This window comes from Streptomyces sp. 2323.1 (assembly GCF_900221035.1).
GTDB classification, from domain to species: Bacteria; Actinomycetota; Actinomycetes; order Streptomycetales; family Streptomycetaceae; genus Streptomyces; species Streptomyces sioyaensis.
Genome location: NZ_LT907981.1, coordinates 2,307,432 through 2,323,726, shown reverse-complemented (window position 1 = coordinate 2,323,726; position 16,295 = coordinate 2,307,432). Strand labels below are relative to the sequence as shown.

14 protein-coding genes are annotated in these 16,295 nt (G+C 71.3%); 10 read left to right on the top strand and 4 right to left on the bottom strand.

The genetic code is table 11. The annotated features are described in order from the left end of the window. The first annotated feature begins 74 nt into the window (after positions 1-74). The 4 genes from CPH93_RS09300 (at position 75) to mutM (ending at position 2,785) form a co-directional block, all read left to right on the top strand. Positions 75-671 carry a YceD family protein gene (locus CPH93_RS09300; RefSeq protein WP_231977247.1) on the top strand — a complete coding sequence of 199 codons (597 nt, stop codon included), beginning with the start codon at positions 75-77 and terminating at the stop codon, positions 669-671. A gap of 2 nt (positions 672-673) precedes the next feature. Next, positions 674-847, top strand: a complete 174-nt coding sequence (gene rpmF / locus CPH93_RS09295) for a 50S ribosomal protein L32 (protein WP_003951102.1) — start codon at positions 674-676, stop codon at positions 845-847. Positions 848-854: 7 nt separating this feature from the next. Next, positions 855-1,766, top strand: coding sequence for a ribonuclease III (rnc, locus tag CPH93_RS09290; RefSeq protein ID WP_173909754.1), 912 nt, complete (start codon positions 855-857; stop codon positions 1,764-1,766). Positions 1,767-1,858: 92 nt separating this feature from the next. Next, entirely contained in the window at positions 1,859-2,785 is a 927-nt protein-coding gene (gene mutM / locus CPH93_RS09285) for a bifunctional DNA-formamidopyrimidine glycosylase/DNA-(apurinic or apyrimidinic site) lyase (protein WP_093485366.1), read from the top strand. A gap of 25 nt (positions 2,786-2,810) precedes the next feature. Here the strand turns inward: mutM and CPH93_RS09280 are convergent, their stop codons facing one another. Next, the gene (locus CPH93_RS09280; protein ID WP_093485367.1) at positions 2,811-3,236 is read right to left on the bottom strand and encodes a winged helix-turn-helix transcriptional regulator; all 426 of its coding nucleotides are present in this window, start codon (positions 3,234-3,236) and stop codon (positions 2,811-2,813) included. 138 nt (positions 3,237-3,374) lie between these two features. Here CPH93_RS09280 and CPH93_RS09275 point away from each other — a divergent pair, with 138 nt between their 5' ends. After that, positions 3,375-3,980 (top strand): flavodoxin family protein, encoded by a 606-nt coding sequence (locus CPH93_RS09275; protein ID WP_093485368.1) that lies wholly within the window; start codon positions 3,375-3,377, stop codon positions 3,978-3,980. A 111-nt stretch (positions 3,981-4,091) separates the two neighbouring features. Here CPH93_RS09275 and CPH93_RS09270 read toward each other — a convergent pair whose 3' ends face one another. Then, positions 4,092-5,027, bottom strand: coding sequence for a CAP domain-containing protein (locus CPH93_RS09270; protein WP_443031435.1), 936 nt, complete (start codon positions 5,025-5,027; stop codon positions 4,092-4,094). A 177-nt stretch (positions 5,028-5,204) separates the two neighbouring features. Here CPH93_RS09270 and CPH93_RS09265 point away from each other — a divergent pair, with 177 nt between their 5' ends. From CPH93_RS09265 to CPH93_RS09250, 4 genes are all read left to right on the top strand, one after another. Further along, positions 5,205-5,486 (top strand): acylphosphatase, encoded by a 282-nt coding sequence (locus CPH93_RS09265; protein ID WP_006602858.1) that lies wholly within the window; start codon positions 5,205-5,207, stop codon positions 5,484-5,486. 380 nt (positions 5,487-5,866) lie between these two features. Continuing rightward, complete coding sequence (locus tag CPH93_RS09260; RefSeq protein ID WP_006602857.1) at positions 5,867-6,070, top strand: hypothetical protein; 204 nt, start codon at positions 5,867-5,869, stop codon at positions 6,068-6,070. A 303-nt stretch (positions 6,071-6,373) separates the two neighbouring features. Further along, on the top strand, positions 6,374-10,105 hold the full coding sequence (locus CPH93_RS09255; RefSeq protein WP_096212516.1) for a chromosome segregation SMC family protein: 3,732 nt from the start codon (positions 6,374-6,376) through the stop codon (positions 10,103-10,105). 221 nt (positions 10,106-10,326) lie between these two features. Then, positions 10,327-11,742 (top strand): sugar porter family MFS transporter, encoded by a 1,416-nt coding sequence (locus CPH93_RS09250; protein WP_093485370.1) that lies wholly within the window; start codon positions 10,327-10,329, stop codon positions 11,740-11,742. Positions 11,743-11,951: 209 nt separating this feature from the next. Here CPH93_RS09250 and CPH93_RS09245 read toward each other — a convergent pair whose 3' ends face one another. Beyond that, the gene (locus tag CPH93_RS09245) at positions 11,952-12,959 is read right to left on the bottom strand and encodes an LLM class flavin-dependent oxidoreductase (RefSeq protein WP_096212515.1); all 1,008 of its coding nucleotides are present in this window, start codon (positions 12,957-12,959) and stop codon (positions 11,952-11,954) included. Positions 12,960-13,059: 100 nt separating this feature from the next. Beyond that, complete coding sequence (locus CPH93_RS09240) at positions 13,060-14,541, bottom strand: purine-cytosine permease family protein (protein WP_096212514.1); 1,482 nt, start codon at positions 14,539-14,541, stop codon at positions 13,060-13,062. A 496-nt stretch (positions 14,542-15,037) separates the two neighbouring features. Here CPH93_RS09240 and ftsY point away from each other — a divergent pair, with 496 nt between their 5' ends. Beyond that, entirely contained in the window at positions 15,038-16,267 is a 1,230-nt protein-coding gene (ftsY, locus tag CPH93_RS09235; RefSeq protein WP_096212513.1) for a signal recognition particle-docking protein FtsY, read from the top strand. Positions 16,268-16,295 lie beyond the last annotated feature (28 nt).

Sequence of the window (16,295 nt, the reverse complement as noted above, 5' to 3'; positions counted from 1 at the left end):
GGATTCGGGTGGCACGTAATCCCCGTAGAAAGCAGGAAGCCATCAACGCCCGCCTCGACCACCGTTCCCCTCTCGTGTTCGATACGCGCGAGCTGGGCCGGCGTCCCGGTGCGCTGAAGAGGGTCTCCCGCTCCGTCGAGGCCCCCCGGGACCTCGGCAATGAGGTCATCGGTGTGCCCGAGGGCGCATCGATCGAGCTCGACCTCCGCCTGGAGTCGGTCATGGACGGGGTGCTTGTCACAGGCACCGGCCGTGCAACCGTCAAGGGGGAGTGCGTAAGGTGTCTGGAGCCGCTGGAGCGAGAGCTCGATGCGGACTTCCAGGAGATGTTCGCCTACCCCGACGCCGACGCCAGGGTCCATGAGGACGCCGGCGACGACGCCGAGGACGAGGAGGACACCCTCTTCCTCGAGGACGACCTGTTCGACCTCGAACCCGTGCTGCGCGATGCGGTGGTGCTTGCACTGCCGATGCAGCCGGTGTGCCAGGACGACTGCCCGGGCCTGTGCTCCGACTGCGGAGTGCGGCTCGCGGACGACCCGGACCACCACCACGACGCCGTCGACATCCGTTGGGCGGCACTGCAGGGACTCGCCGGGACCGTCAAGGACGGCGAGAAGGACAACATGGGCGGCGCCGAAGCGGGCGTCGACGAGAAGCAGGAGAAGTAGCCGTGGCTGTTCCGAAGCGGAAGATGTCGCGCAGCAACACGCGCCACCGCCGGTCGCAGTGGAAGGCTGCGGTCCCCACCCTGGTGGCGTGCGAGCGCTGCCATGAGCCGAAGCAGCAGCACATCGCGTGCCCGAGCTGCGGCACCTACAACAAGCGCCAGGTCCTCGAGGTCTGAGCGGCTGGTGACAGGCTCCGTGTCTAGCCCCAAGAAGGCGGAAGACGCCACTTCGACTCCCCGCACACGCGGAGAGGAAACGACTCCGGCGGACACGGCCTCGTCCCACACGATTCTGGAAGGGCGGCTCGGGTACAAGCTCGAGACCGCCCTTCTGGTGCGTGCACTGACGCACCGCTCGTTCGCATACGAGAACGGCGGTCTGCCCACCAACGAGCGGCTGGAATTCCTCGGGGATTCCGTGCTCGGCCTGGTGGTCACGGACACGCTGTACCGCATCCACCCCGATCTCCCGGAAGGCCAGCTGGCCAAGCTCCGGGCCGCGGTGGTCAACTCGCGTGCGCTTGCCGAGGTGGGCCGCGGCCTCGACCTCGGCGCCTTCATCCGCCTCGGACGGGGCGAAGAGGGCACGGGCGGCCGGGACAAGGCCTCCATCCTCGCCGACACCCTTGAAGCGGTGATCGGCGCGGTCTATCTCGACCAGGGTCTCGACGCGGCGGGTGAGCTGGTGCACCGGCTCTTCGACCCGCTGATCGAGAAGTCCTCCAGCCTGGGCGCGGGCCTGGACTGGAAGACCAGCCTCCAGGAACTCACCGCGACCGAAGGTCTCGGCGTTCCGGAGTACCTGGTCACCGAGACCGGCCCCGACCACGAGAAGACCTTTACTGCTGCCGCCCGCGTCGGTGGTGTCTCGTACGGCACCGGCACCGGCCGCAGCAAGAAGGAAGCCGAGCAGCAGGCGGCGGAGTCCGCGTGGCGTGCGATCCGCGCCGCGGCGGACGAGGCGGCCAAGGCGGCGGCGTCCGGCGACGAGGCGTCGCCGGCCCCCGGTGCGAGCAGCGACTCCACCGGAACGGCTGCCGCCGCGCAGCCCGACTCGGCTCCGGCCGCCGGCGACAGCCCGTCGTCGGCACACTGAAACCCCGCTTCTGACCCCTTCCGGGCGGCCCCGCGCCGCTCCGGGCGGGGTCAGAAGTCTTTGTCGCCGCGATTGTTCCCAAGGAGCCCTCCGTGCCCGAGCTGCCCGAGGTCGAGGTCGTACGCCGCGGACTGGAGCGCTGGGTCAGCGGCCGCACGATCGACGCCGTCGAGGTGCACCATCCGCGCTCGATCCGCCGGCACACCGCCGGTGCGGCCGACTTCGCGGCCCGGCTGAAGGGGCTGCGGATCGGTGCGGCCCGCCGGCGCGGCAAGTACCTCTGGCTCCCGGTGACCGGCGGTGGCCCGGCCTCCCAGACCGCCGCCGAGGGCATCAGCCCGATCGTCACCCCGTCCGTCACCCACGGGCTGGCGATCCTCGCCCACCTCGGGATGAGCGGTCAGCTGCTGGTCCAGCCGGAAGGCGCCCCCGACGAGAAGCATCTGCGGATCCGTCTGCGCTTCGACGACGCGCTCGGCACCGAACTCCGCTTCGTCGACCAGCGCACCTTCGGCGGCCTCTCGCTGCACGACACCGTCCCCGGCGCCGCCGACCACCTTCCCGACGTGATCGCCCACATCGCCCGGGACCCGCTGGACCCGGCCTTCGACGACGCCGCCTTCCACGACGCGCTGCGCCGCCGCCGGACCACCATCAAGCGGGCGCTGCTCGACCAGACGCTGATCAGCGGCGTCGGCAACATCTACGCCGACGAGGCGCTGTGGCGCAGCAGGCTCCACTACGAGCGGCCGACCGCCACCTTCACCCGTCCGCGCAGCGCCGAGCTCCTCGGCCATGTCCGGGACGTGATGAACGCCGCGCTCGCCGTCGGCGGCACCAGCTTCGACAGCCTCTACGTCAACGTCAACGGTGAATCCGGCTACTTCGAGCGCTCGCTGGACGCCTACGGCCGGGAGGACGAGCCCTGCCGCCGCTGCGGCACGCCCATCCGCCGCCGTCCCTGGATGAACCGCTCCAGCTACTTCTGCCCCCGCTGCCAGCGGCCGCCCCGCGGCTGAGCGCAGCGCTCGCGCGGCCGGCGGGTCATTCCGCGAGGTGCCGGGCGTCGTAGCGTTCCCGGGCCTGGAGCACCTGCGGCATCCGGTCCTCCACCAGGTCGATCAGCAGCCGTAGTTGACGGGCGATCTGGTCCCCCAGGGGGGTCAGCGCGTAGTCCACCCGGGGCGGATTGGACTGCTGGGCCTCGCGGTGCACCAGTCCGTCCCGCTCCAGTGCGTGCAGGGACTGGGCCAGCATCTTCTCGCTGACCCCGTCGACCCGGCGCCGCAGTTCGTTGAAGCGGAAGGTCCCGTCGAGCAGCGCGCCCAGCGTCAGGCTGCCCCATCGGTCGGTGACGTGCTTGAGCGCATCACGGGACGGGCAGTCGCGCGCGAACACGTCATAGGCCAGGTCGTCCGTACAGCCGGGGGCGGCCTCCCCGGCCGTTCCGGCACTGCTCTCGATCGCCATACCGACACCTTACTCCTGCACAGCGCTAACTCTTGGGTTGCGCTTTCTAAAAGTTAGTGCTTCTCTTTCTCTCGTCGCCGCCCAGCGCTCCCGGGCAACGACCGCCCATGGATGCCGTGATCTTGAAGGAGAACCATCGTGACCACCCCTGCCCTGCCCGCACCCGTCGTCTCCGTCGCGTACCACTCCGGCTTCGGCCACACCGCCGTACTGGCCGAGGCCGTCGCTGCCGCGGCCACCGCGGCGGGCGCCGGCGTCCACCTGATCAAGGTCGACGAGATCACCGAAGCGCAGTGGGAGCAGCTCGACGCCTCCGACGCGATCATCTTCGGCTCGCCGACCTACATGGGGACGGCCTCGGGCGCCTTCCACACCTTCGCCGAGGCGACCTCCGCGCGCTGGGCGACCCGCGCCTGGCAGGACAAGCTCGCGGCGGGCTTCACCAACTCCGCCTCCAAGAGCGGCGACAAGCTGCACACCCTGCAGTTCTTCACCGTGCTCGCCGCCCAGCACGGGATGAGCTGGGTCGGCCTCAACCTGATGCCCGGCTGGAACTCCTCCACCGGCTCCGAGAACGACCTCAACCGCCTGGGCTTCTTCCTGGGAGCCGGCGCCCAGTCGCCCAACGACCAGGGGGCCGAGGGGGTCCACAAGGCCGACATCGCCACCGCCGAGCACCTCGGACGCCGCATCGCCGAGCAGGCACGGATCTACGCGGCGGGCCGGGCCGCCCTCGCCGCCTGACCCCCGGCACCGAACCGGCGCCCGCCGGGAGACGCAGACGCCCGCACCGCCCCGTGATCCGTCACGGGGCGGTGCGGGCGTCTCGCACGACAGTCCGCCGTCCGGCTGCTCCTAGAACCCGAAGTCCTGCGTCCACCACGGGCCGCCCGGCCCGAAGTGGGCGCCGACGCCCAGGGTCTTGTACTCGCAGTTGAGGATGTTGGCCCGATGGCCGGGGCTGCTCATCCAGGAGTCCATGACGGACTGGGCGTTGGCCTGGCCGCGGGCGATGTTCTCGCCGCCCAGACCGGAGATGTCCGCGGCGCGGGCACGGTCCCAGGGGGTGTCGCCGTCCGGGTCGGTGTGGCCGAAGAAGCCGCGCCCGGCCATGTCGTCACTGAACTGCTGCGCCAGATGGGCCAGTTCCCCGTCCGCCGTCACGGGCGAGCAGCCGGCCCGGCCGCGCTCCTGATTGACCAGCGACAGCACCTGCGCCTCGGCGGACGACCGGGCATCGGGCGTCTTCGACGGGGCCGCGGAGCGTTCGGGCGTGGCGGCGGACGGCCGGCCGGCGGGCCGGGAGGGCCGGGGTGAAGCGGTCTTCCCGGTCGGGGAGGTGGACGGCTGGTGCGGCGCGGGGGACGTCGAAGGGGTGGTGGGGGAGGAGGGGCGGCCGGTGGTGGGGGCCGTGGGGCGGGAGCTGCCGCGGCTCGCCTCGTTCGTGGCCCGGTCGCTCGGGCTCGGGGAACCGCCGCCCAGCGGCACGGTCGCCTCGGGCAGCGCGTCGGCCCGGACCCGGTCGCCCGGATCGCCGCCGGTGCCCCCGTCGAACTGGCCGTGGCCGGGGATCAGTCCGGACGCGGCAGCCACGGCTCCCATCGCCACCGCGGCGGAGGCGCCGAGCAGTCCGGCGCGGACGGGCGCCGTGCCGCGGCCGCGCGCCGCGCGATGTCCACCGCGGCGTCGCGCGGCGGCCGGTGTACCGGTCCGCACAGCCGTCGGTGCGTCACCATGCGCCGCACCGCGGGCTTCAGGGACCGGGGGAGCAGAGCGTCGATGGCGGCCCATCCGCATTCTTCCTTCCCCGGTGCACGCACCGGCTCCACTGGAGCGGCTACTGCCGCACAGCCTTCCTTGCGTCAAGCTGACTCGCCCAAAAGGGTGATCCTCGTTGTCGGGGGACTGTACGCGATGCCGTACGGGACGGAAGTGACCGCTGAGCAATTGGCCGGTTAACGTGCACACATGAACGAAGCTGTCCGTGTGACCGCGTGGGTACGTGGTCAGGTCCAGGGTGTCGGATTCCGCTGGTTCACCCGGGCCAACGCCCTTCGCATCGGGGAACTTGCCGGGTTTGCCGTCAATCTCGGCGACGGCCGCGTCCAGGTGGTCGCCGAGGGACCGAAGGATCACTGCGATGCGTTGCTGGAGTGGCTCCGCACCGGAGACACGCCCGGGCGGGTCGACGGAGTCACTGAGATATGGGACACGCCCCGCGGGGGTTATGACGGCTTCGAGATCCGCTGACCGGGCCCGCCGAAACCGGCTGTACGACCGTCAGAGGCGATCTCCGGGATGCGTCTTTGTCAGCTGCTTACGGGAGATAAGGCCTGGTGGTTGCCAACTCGGCCGACCCGTGCAAGGCTGCCGCTGTACGGATGATCTCTACGCCCCCGCGGGACCTTTCTGGGGAGTCGGCGCAGCGCCCTCGCGGCCGCGCACTCTCAGGTGCCCGAGGATACGGGGCGTGATCGTGTTGACCGTCAAACCGTTTGGTGAGACTCTGGAATCCCCGCGCACCTTAGCTGTTTGGCATTGAGTACACCAGGAATGACAAGCACCGCGGGTGCGAATCCCTCACGACCCAACCGCTTCGGTCGGTCACTCATTGTGGAGGACCATCCATCATGGCAAAGGCGCTTCTCGGTTACGTCGGCGGCTCCGACCCCCGAGTCCTCTCCGAGATGCGACGGCTTCAGCAGCGCGTCCAAGACCTTGAATCCGAACTGATTCGGATGCAGGCCGAAAACGACATGCTGTCCGCTGCCGCACGTCGCGACGACTCGATGCTCGACATCGACGTACCCCAGGCGGAGCCCGCGCTCACCTGACCCCGCCCCCAGGGCCGGCAGGGCTGCTCGCCAGCCGCTTGAGGCACCGCTCTCTTCAAGATCTGCAAGGGACGCTTCGGCGTCCCTTCGTCGTTTCCCGATACTTCGTTCGACGGCCATTTCGTGCGGACCTGCGGTCCATTCGGCCGTGCCCGCCCCTTCCTTACCGCATGATGTGCCCTGCGCTTTCCGCAATGAAACCGAAAATGAACGGCGCGGTATACGGGGGGGCGTACAGGGCCGGTGACCGGCGCCGGAATGTTGCGGTCGCCCGTTCGGGAGCGGCCGGTAGAGTCCCACGGCGTGCACCTCAAGAGTCTGACCCTGCGAGGCTTCAAGTCCTTCGCCTCCGCCACGACGCTCCGGTTCGAACCGGGCATCACCTGCGTCGTGGGCCCCAACGGATCCGGCAAGTCCAATGTCGTGGACGCGCTGTCCTGGGTGATGGGTGAGCAGGGCGCCAAGTCGTTGCGCGGCGGGAAGATGGAGGACGTCATCTTCGCCGGGACGACCGGACGGCCGCCGCTCGGCCGTGCCGAGGTCGCGCTCACCATCGACAACTCCGACGGTGCACTGCCGATCGAGTACGCCGAAGTCACCCTCACCCGGATCATGTTCCGCAACGGCGGCAGCGAGTACCAGATCAATGGGGACACCTGCCGGCTGCTCGATATCCAGGAATTGCTCTCCGATTCCGGAATCGGCCGGGAGATGCATGTCATCGTCGGGCAGGGGCAGCTGGACTCCGTTCTGCACGCCGATCCGATGGGGCGCCGAGCATTCATCGAGGAGGCGGCCGGCGTCCTGAAGCACCGTAAGCGCAAGGAGAAGGCGCTGCGGAAGCTGGAGGCGATGAAGGCCAACCTCGCCCGGGTCCAGGATCTGACCGACGAGCTGCGGCGCCAGCTCAAGCCGCTGGGGCGGCAGGCCGCGGTCGCCCGGCGCGCCGCCGTCATCCAGGCGGACCTGCGCGACGCCCGGCTGCGGCTGCTCGCCGACGATCTCGTCACCCTGCGCCGGGCGCTGCGCGCCGAGATCGCGGACGAGGCGGCGCTCAAGGAACGCAAAGAGGCCGCCGAGGCCCGGCTGCGCGCCGCCCAGCAGCAGGAGGCGGCGCTGGAGGAAGAGGTACGGACGCTCACCCCGCGGCTGCAGCGCGCGCAGCAGACCTGGCATGAGCTGTCCCAGCTCGCGGAGCGGGTGCGCGGCACGATCTCGCTGGCCGAGGCGCGGGTCAAGAGCGCCTCGGCGGCCCCGCCGGACGAGCGGCAGGGGCGCGATCCGGAGGACATGGAGCGCGAGGCGGCCCGGATCCGCGAGCAGGAGGCGGAGTTGACGGCCGCGCTGGAGGCGGCGAGCCGGGCCCTGGAGGACACCGTCGAACACCGTGCCGGGCTGGAGCGGCAGTTGGCGGACGAGGAGCGGCGGCTGCGGGACGTGGCCCGGGCCATCGCCGACCGCCGGGAGGGCCTGGCCCGGCTGAGCGGACAGGTCACCGCCGCCCGCGGCCGGGCCGCCTCCGCACAGGCGGAGATCGGCCGGCTCGTCGAGGCCAGGGACGCCGCCCGGGACCGGGCGAGCGCTGCCCAGGAGGAGTACGAGCAGCTCAAGGCCGAGGTCGACGGGCTGGACGCGGACGACGACGCGCTCGGGGAGCGGCATGCGGCGGCCCGCCGGGAGCTGACGGAGGCGGAGGCCGCGCTGACCGCCGCGCGTGAGGCGCTGACCGCGGCCGAGCGCAGCCGGGCCGCGACCGCCGCCCGGCATGACGCGCTGGCGCTGGGGCTGCGCCGCAAGGACGGCAGCGGCGCGCTGCTGGCCGCCGCGGACCGCCTGAGCGGTCTGCTCGGGCCGGCGGCGGAGCTGCTGACCGTCACCCCCGGCTTCGAGATCCCGGTGGCCGCCGCCCTCGGCGCCGCCGCGGACGCCCTCGCCGTCACCGGCCCGGACACCGCGGCCGAGGCCATCCGGCTGCTCCGCGCCCAGGACGCGGGGCGGGCGGCGATGGTGGTCGGGGGAAGCGGGAGCGGGACGGGGCGGGTGCCCGGGCCGGCGCGGGCCGTGGAGGCGCGGGAGGCCGTGGACGTCGCCGCGACCGCGGAGGCCGTGGAGACCGAGGGGGCTGCGGGGGCCACCGGGGCTCCTGGTGGGGCCGTCCCGGCCGGGCCGGCCGGGGCACCGGAGTCCCGTGGGCAGGCCGTGCACCGGGTCCCCGGTCCCCGCTCGGCGCCCGTACCGGCCGACGAACTGGTGACGGGTCCCGCGCAGTTGTCGGCCGCCGTGGCCCGCCTGCTGCGGGACGTCGTGGTGGTCGGGACGCTGGAGGACGCCGAGGAGCTGGTGGCCGCGCGGCCGGAGCTGACGGCCGTGACCGGCGAGGGCGATCTGCTCGGGGCGCATTTCGCGCAGGGCGGCTCCGCCGGCGCGCCGAGCCTGCTGGAGGTACAGGCGTCCGTCGACGAGGCGGCGGCCGAGCTGGAGGAGCTGGCCGGGCGCTGCGAGGAGCTGGCACAGGCGCAGCGGGCCGCGGCGGAGCGCCGTACGGAGTGTGCCGCGCTGGTCGAGGAGCTGGCCGAGCGGCGGCGGGCGGCGGACCGGGAGAAGTCGAAGATCGCCGGGGACCTGGGCCGGCTCGGCGGGCAGGCCCGGGCGGCCGCGGGGGAGGCCGAGCGGTCCGGTGCGGCCGCCGCCCGGGCCGAGGAGGCGCTGGCCCGGGCCACCGAGGAGGCCGAGGAGCTGGCCGAGCGGCTCGCGGTGGCCCAGGAGGACCCGGGCGCCGGGGACGAGGAGCCCGATACGTCCGTACGGGACCGGCTGGCCGCGGACGGCGCCAATGCGCGGCAGACCGAGATGGAGGCCCGGCTCCAGGCGCGGACGCACGAGGAGCGGGTCAAGGCGCTCGCCGGGCGGGCGGATTCCCTGGACCGCGGGGCGCGGGCCGAGCGTGAGGCACAGGCGCGGGCCGAGCGGCGGCGGGCCCGGCTGCGGCACGAGGCGGAGGTGGCAGGTGCGGTCGCCTCCGGTGCCCGGCAGCTGCTGGCGCATGTGGAGGTGTCGGCCGTACGGGCCGAGGAGGAGCGTGCCGCCGCCGAGCGGGCCAAGGCCGAGCGGGAAGCGGCGCTGGTGGCCGCGCGCAACCAGGGCCGCGAGCTGAAGTCCGAGCTGGACAAGCTGACCGACTCGATGCACCGCGGGGAGGTGCTCGGCGCGGAGAAGCGGCTGCGGATCGAGCAGCTGGAGACCAGGGCGCTGGAGGAGCTGGGGGTGGAGCCGACCGGGCTGATGTCCGAGTACGGCCCTGAGCAGCTCGTTCCTCCGTCGCCTCCTGCCGATGGCGAGGTGCTCCCGGACGACCCGGAGCACCCGCGCAACCAGCCGGTCCCCTATGTACGGGCCGAGCAGGAGAAGCGGCTCAAGGCGGCCGAGCGGGCGTATCAGCAGCTCGGGAAGGTGAACCCGCTGGCGCTGGAGGAATTCGCGGCGCTGGAGGAGCGGCACCAGTTCCTGAGCGAGCAGCTCGAAGACCTGAAGAAGACCCGGGCCGACCTGATGCAGGTGATCAAGGAGGTCGACGAGCGGGTGGAGCAGGTCTTCACCGAGGCGTACCACGACACCGCCCGCGAGTTCGAGGGCGTCTTCTCGCGGCTCTTCCCGGGTGGCGAGGGGCGGCTGGTGCTGACCGATCCGGGCGACATGCTCGCGACGGGGGTGGACGTGGAGGCGCGTCCGCCGGGCAAGAAGGTCAAGCGGCTCTCGCTGCTCTCGGGCGGGGAGCGGTCGCTGACCGCGGTGGCGCTGCTGGTGTCGATCTTCAAGGCGCGGCCCAGCCCGTTCTACGTGATGGACGAGGTGGAGGCCGCGCTCGACGACACCAATCTGCAGCGGCTGATCCGGATCATGGAGGAGCTCCAGGAGAGCTCGCAGCTGATTGTGATCACGCATCAGAAGCGGACAATGGAGGTCGCCGACGCCCTCTACGGGGTGTCCATGCAGGGCGATGGAGTCTCCAAGGTCATCAGCCAGCGACTGCGGTGATCGCGCGGAGTGTCCGACGACCCATCAGTTCATAACTTGAATGAATGACCACCTGGACGGTGGCGAAACAAATTCATCACGGCCTATTGACTTCGAAACTTGAAGGCATAGTCTCTGCAACGTTGCTTTTACCTTCAAGTGGTGGGTTGCCCCAACCATCAACGCCACTGAAGGGCCAGCCCCCGACGCCCGGCAGCGCAGCCGGGCAACTGGAGTTCACGTTGACCAGCACCGCGCAGCCGACGGTCCCGGAAGGCCGTAAGGCCCACCCCGAGCATCTCGGCCATGTCATCTTCATAACCGCGGCTGCCGCGATGGGCGGCTTCCTCTTCGGCTATGACAGCTCCGTCATCAACGGTGCCGTCGAAGCGATCCGCAGCCGCTACGACGTAGGGTCCGCCGTCCTCGCCCAGGTCATCGCCGTTGCGCTGATCGGCTGCGCCATCGGTGCCGCCACCGCCGGCCGGGTCGCGGACCGCATCGGCCGCATCCGGGTGATGCAGATCGCCGCCGTGCTGTTCACCGTCAGCGCCGTCGGGTCCGCTCTGCCGTTCGCCCTGTGGGACCTCGCCTTCTGGCGGATCATCGGCGGCTTCGCGATCGGTATGGCCTCGGTCATCGGCCCGGCCTACATCGCCGAGGTCTCGCCGTCCGCCTACCGCGGCCGTCTCGGCTCGTTCCAGCAGGCCGCGATCGTCGTCGGCATCGCCGTCTCCCAGCTCGTCAACTGGGGCATCCTCAACCTCGCCGACGGCCAGCAGCGCGGCAAGATCGCCGGCCTGGAGGCCTGGCAGTGGATGCTCGGCGTGATGGTCGTCCCGGCCGTGCTCTACGGTCTGCTGTCCTTCGTGATCCCCGAGTCGCCGCGCTACCTGATCTCCATCGGCAAGGTCCCCCGCGCCAAGGAGGTGCTCGCCGAGGTCGAGGGCCACACGGTGAACCTCGACACCCGGGTCACCGAGATCCAGGACGCGATGCGCCGTGAGCACAAGTCCTCGTTCAAGGACCTGCTCGGCAGCAAGATGGGCTTCCTGCCGATCGTCTGGGTCGGTATCGGTCTGTCGGTCTTCCAGCAGCTGGTCGGCATCAACGTCGCGTTCTACTACTCCTCGGCGCTGTGGCAGTCCGTCGGCATCGACCCGAGTGCCTCGTTCTTCTACAGCTTCACCACGTCGATCATCAACATCATCGGCACCGTGATCGCGATGATCTTCGTCGACAAGATCGGCCGCCGTCCGCTGGCGCTGATCGGCTCGGCGGGTATGGCCGTCGCGCTCGGCCTGGAGGCCTGGGCGTTCTCCGCCAAGGCGGGTGCCACCCTGCCGGCCACCGAAGGCACCGTGGCCCTGATCGCCGCCCACGCCTTCGTGCTCTTCTTCGCGCTCTCCTGGGGCGTGGTGGTCTGGGTCTTCCTCGGCGAGATGTTCCCGAACAAGATCCGTGCCGCCGCGCTGGGCGTCGCCGCCTCCGCGCAGTGGATCGCCAACTGGGCCATCACGGCCAGCTTCCCGAGCCTGTCGGACTGGAACCTCTCGGGTACGTACGTCATCTACATGATCTTCGCTCTGCTCTCGATCCCCTTCGTGCTGCGGTACGTCAAGGAGACCAAGGGCAAGGCGTTGGAGGAGATGGGCTAACCCCCCGCCAGCTCTTCTCCTCAGTACTGGGTACTGCCTCGGGTCATCAGGGACCCCGGGCAGTACCCGTTTTTTGTGGCCTCTTCCGTATACGGCCCGGCGGCGTGGGCTGCCTCCATGGGGCGGGCCGTACGGCGTCCCCTCCCGTACGGCGGACACGGCAGCCCGCCCGTCCGCGGCCGGTGCCGGGGCGGGGCTGCGCCGGCTCCTCAGTCCTGGCCGCCGGCCTTGAGACGGGGCAGCACCCGCTCGGCGAACAGATGCAGCGAGCGCCAGCCCTCGTCGACCGGCATCCCGCCGCACAGCGGATGCAGGATCAGCGAGCCCTCGCCCCCTGCCTGCCGGGCGAGGCGCAGGCACTCCTCGGGGGTGACGATGCGGTAGACGCCCTCCTGGCGCAGCGCGGTGACGTCCCGGGCGGACGAACGCACCGCGGAGCGGATGCCGGCGGACTGCCAGGAGGCGTACGTCCGGGCCTCGTGCAGCAGATGACCGCCGTACTCGGCCCAGGTGCGGTCGGGGTCCTCGGAGACATGGAACAGCGAGGTCCGCTCGGGCGGCTGCCACACCCAGCCTTCGGTGCCGAAGGCCGCCCGCCGCTCGTGGTAGTAGGCCTCCAGGTCGGGGAGGCGGGCGCTGGGGAAGAACGGGAGCCCCAGGCGGGCGGCGCGCCGGGCCGCGGCCCGTGAGCTGCCGCCGATCAGCAGCAGCGGGTGCGGCCGGGTGTACGGGCGCGGGGTGACCTGGACCGTACGGCCCCGGTAGGTGAACGGTTCGCCGGTCCAGGCGGACAGCAGGGCCGTCAGCACCTCGTCCTGGAGGGCGCCGCGGCGCTGCCAGTCCTTGCCGTGGGCCGCGTACTCCTCGGGCCGGTAGCCGAGGCCGGCGACGGTGGTCAGTCGGCCGCCGCTGAGCAGGTCGAGCGTGGCGAGGTCCTCGGCCAGCCGGAGCGGGTCGTGCAGCGGCGTGATCAGGGCGGAGACGGTGACGCCGATGCGGCGGGTGGCGCCGAAGACGGCGCCCGCAAAGGTGAGCGGGGAGGGGATCCAGCCGTTGGTCGTGGCGTGGTGCTCCTCGGTCTGGACCATGGTGAAGCCGCGGTCGTCGGCGAACGCGGCCATCTCGACGGCTGCCCGGTAGCGGGCGGACAGCGTGGCGGGCGTGGGCGCGGGGTCGACGAGGTTGCAGCGCAGGACCGTGACGGGCAGGGCGGACATGGCAGAACGTCCCCTTCGCCGGTGGTGGGCGAAGGGGACGTTAGCTGACGACGCGTCAGGTCGCTAGACGGGGGATCCGGCCGACCGGGGACGGGCGGCCTCAGCCCACCTCGACCGGCTTGCGGTCCGACGCCGACGGCGCGCCCGCGGCCGCCGGGACGGTCTCCCTGGGCGCCGGCAGTACGGCGAAGACCACCGCGGCGATCGCGATCGTGGCCGCCCAGCCCAGGCCGTTCTCGCCGATCCAGGTGGTGGCCAGCGGGCCGGTGAACCACTGGACCTTGGTGAAGGCCAGCCCCGCGACGAGGGCCACGGCCCAGGCGGTCATGGCCTGCCAGCAGAAGCCGCCGGTGTACCAGTAGCGGCTGGTGCGGCCGGTGTTCATCAGGCTGTCGGCGTCGTAGCGCACCGCCAGCTTGCGCCGCCGGGCCATGTCGATGCCGTAGACGCCGATCCAGGCGGAGAAGGAGACCGCCAGCAGCGTCAGGAAGGCGATGAACTGGCCGATGAAGTCCTTGGCCACCAGCATCATGAACAGGCCGCCGACCAGGCTGATGACGGCATTGATGCTGACCGCGAGGGCGCGCGGCAGCTTGACGCCCATGGTCTGGGCGGTGAAGCCCGCGGAGTACATCGACAGGCTGTTGATCAGCACCATGCCGACCAGCGCCGTGATCAGGTACGGCACCGCGAGCCAGGACGGCAGGATGTTGCCGAGGAACGACATCGGGTCGGTGTTCTGACCGGCCAGCTTCGGGTTGGAGACGGCCATCACGCCGCCCATCAGCACCATCGGCAGCAGCACCAGCGCGGCTCCGGAGACCGTGGTTCCGACGATCTTCTTGCCGGACGCGGAGTGCGGGAGGTAGCGCGCGAAGTCGGGGCCAGTGGGCACCCAGCTGATCCCGCCGGCCGCGATGGTGCCGACGCCCGCGATCACCATCGCGGTCGTGCCGGCCTTCTTGGCGAAGACGGCGTCCCAGTCCATCGTGGCGATCAGATAGACCAGCACCATGATGCTGAACAGGCCGAACAGATACGTCGAGTACTTGTTGCAGACGTTCAGCGCCTTGCGGCCCATGCCGCTCACCAGGTAGGTGACGGCCACGAAGGCGAGCAGGGTGACGACGACCAGGACGTTGTTGCTCTCGATGCCGAAGAGCAGATGCAGCACCGTCAGTACCGCGTAGGCACCGGTGACCGCGTTGATCGTCTCCCAGCCGAAGCGCGCGACCCAAAGGATCGCGCCGGGGAAGTAGTTGCCGCGCACGCCGAAGGCGGCACGGGAGAGCATCGCGCCGGGCGCGCCGCCCCACTTACCGGAGACCGACAGCACGCCCACCATGCCGAAGGCGACGGCGGCAGCGATCGCGGCCACCAGCAGGACCTGCCAGAAGTTCAGCCCGTTGGTGACCACGAGCGCGGCGCCCATGGTGAGCAACAGCACACTGATATTGGCAGCGACCCAGGTGGGGAAGAGCTCGCGGACGCGGCCCTTCCGTTCGTTGTCGGGAACGGGTTCGATGCCTCGGGTCTCGACGGCGCCGTCGATGTCGGGCGTGGAAGCAGACGTGGTGCCCATGGTGCAGGTATCTCCGAGCGGGAATCTGGAGGCACCCCCGGGGGAGGAGGTGCAGGCAGCGGCTGTGGTGCCTGGCCGGCATTTGGCTGCCAGGACTCTACGCGCGTTGCGCGGCCGCCGACCATCGTACTTTGATCCAACTTCCGCCTCTTTGCGCCGTTGGACCCCACGACGACACCGAGTGTCACCCAGCTTCGTCGAAGGGTCCAGTCGGGCCGTCCCGACCAGGCGGAACGAGGGGGTGGCGAAGTTGCCCCGTCCGCCCCGGGGGCCACCGGCCGCCACGGACCACTCCGGAGCACCGGCCCGCAGGGAGACCCGCGTCTCGTTCCCCTCGGAATCCCCGCATCCGGATGCTCCGCGCGGCGTCCGGCGGCCCGGCTCCACGGGACAAATCCGGCCACACCGCACCCGCGGAGGAGGTCCGGGACGGGGCCCGTGCGGATTCGGCGCGTGCGGTCCCCGGGGCCGGGGCGTGGCTGATACTGGAGGGGTTATGGAAATCGTCATCCTTGCTGTAGCCATCGCCGTGGTCGTGCTCGGCGCGATCAGCGGGCTCGTCGTCAGCGGCCGCAAGAAGAAGCAGCTGCCGCCGTCCCCGCCGGCTGCCCCCAAGCCCTCCGTCACCGCGCCCCCCGCCGAACCACATGTCGGCGAGGAGGCCGAGACCCCCCGCGACGAAGAGCGTCGCACCATTGAAGAAGTCACGCTGCCCACCGCCGAGGCCCCCGTGGCCGAGGCACCGGCCGCCGAGCCCGAGGCGCCCGTCGCGCCCGCGGTCGAGGTCCCCGAGCCCACCGCGGGCCGGCTGGTCCGGCTGCGCGCCCGGCTCTCCCGCTCCCAGAACACCCTGGGCAAGGGCCTGCTGACCCTGCTCTCCCGCGAACACCTCGACGAGGAGACCTGGGAGGAGATCGAGGACACCCTGCTGACCGCCGACGTCGGCGTCGCCCCCACCCAGGAGCTGGTCGAGCGGCTGCGTGAGCGGGTCAAGGTCCTCGGCACCCGCACCCCCGAGGACCTGCGGGCCCTGCTGCGCGAGGAGCTCCTCACCCTCATCGGCACGGACGCCGACCGCTCCGTGCACACCGCCAACGGCATCGGCAACGGCGGCGACGAGATCCCCGGCGTCGTCCTGGTCGTCGGCGTCAACGGCACCGGCAAGACCACCACCACCGGCAAGCTCGCCCGGGTCCTGGTCGCCGACGGCAAGTCCGTGGTCCTCGGCGCCGCCGACACCTTCCGCGCCGCCGCCGCCGACCAGCTGCAGACGTGGGGCGAGCGGGTCGGTGCCCGTACGGTCCGCGGACCCGAGGGCGGCGACCCCGCCTCGATCGCCTTCGACGCGGTGAAGGAAGGCATCGCCGAATCCGCCGACGTCGTCCTCATCGACACCGCGGGCCGGCTGCACACCAAGACCGGCCTGATGGACGAGCTCGGCAAGGTCAAGCGGGTCGTCGAGAAGCACGGCCCGGTCGGCGAGGTGCTGCTCGTCCTGGACGCCACCACCGGCCAGAACGGCCTCGTCCAGGCCCGGGTGTTCGCCGAGGTCGTGGACATCACCGGTGTGGTGCTCACCAAGCTCGACGGCACCGCCAAGGGCGGCATCATCGTCGCCGTCCAGCGCGAACTGGGCGTGCCGGTGAAGCTGGTCGGCCTGGGCGAGGGGGCGGACGACCTGGCGCCGTTCGAGCCCGAGGCCTTCGTGGACGCCCTGATCGACTGACGCCGTCGCAAGGAGGCCACGCCCCGGC

Bases quoted from the DNA above. Each gene is read 5' to 3' on its own strand.
- CPH93_RS09280 (WP_093485367.1), bottom strand. From the start codon at position 3,236: ATGGCGATCGAGAGCAGTGCCGGAACGGCCGGGGAGGCCGCCCCCGGC.
- CPH93_RS09270 (WP_443031435.1), bottom strand. From the start codon at position 5,027: ATGGGCCGCCATCGACGCTCTGCTCCCCCGGTCCCTGAAGCCCGCGGT.
- CPH93_RS09265 (WP_006602858.1), top strand. From the start codon at position 5,205: ATGAACGAAGCTGTCCGTGTGACCGCGTGGGTACGTGGTCAGGTCCAG.
- CPH93_RS09260 (WP_006602857.1), top strand. From the start codon at position 5,867: ATGGCAAAGGCGCTTCTCGGTTACGTCGGCGGCTCCGACCCCCGAGTC.
- CPH93_RS09245 (WP_096212515.1), bottom strand. From the start codon at position 12,959: ATGTCCGCCCTGCCCGTCACGGTCCTGCGCTGCAACCTCGTCGACCCC.
- CPH93_RS09240 (WP_096212514.1), bottom strand. From the start codon at position 14,541: ATGGGCACCACGTCTGCTTCCACGCCCGACATCGACGGCGCCGTCGAG.
- ftsY (WP_096212513.1), top strand. From the start codon at position 15,038: ATGGAAATCGTCATCCTTGCTGTAGCCATCGCCGTGGTCGTGCTCGGC.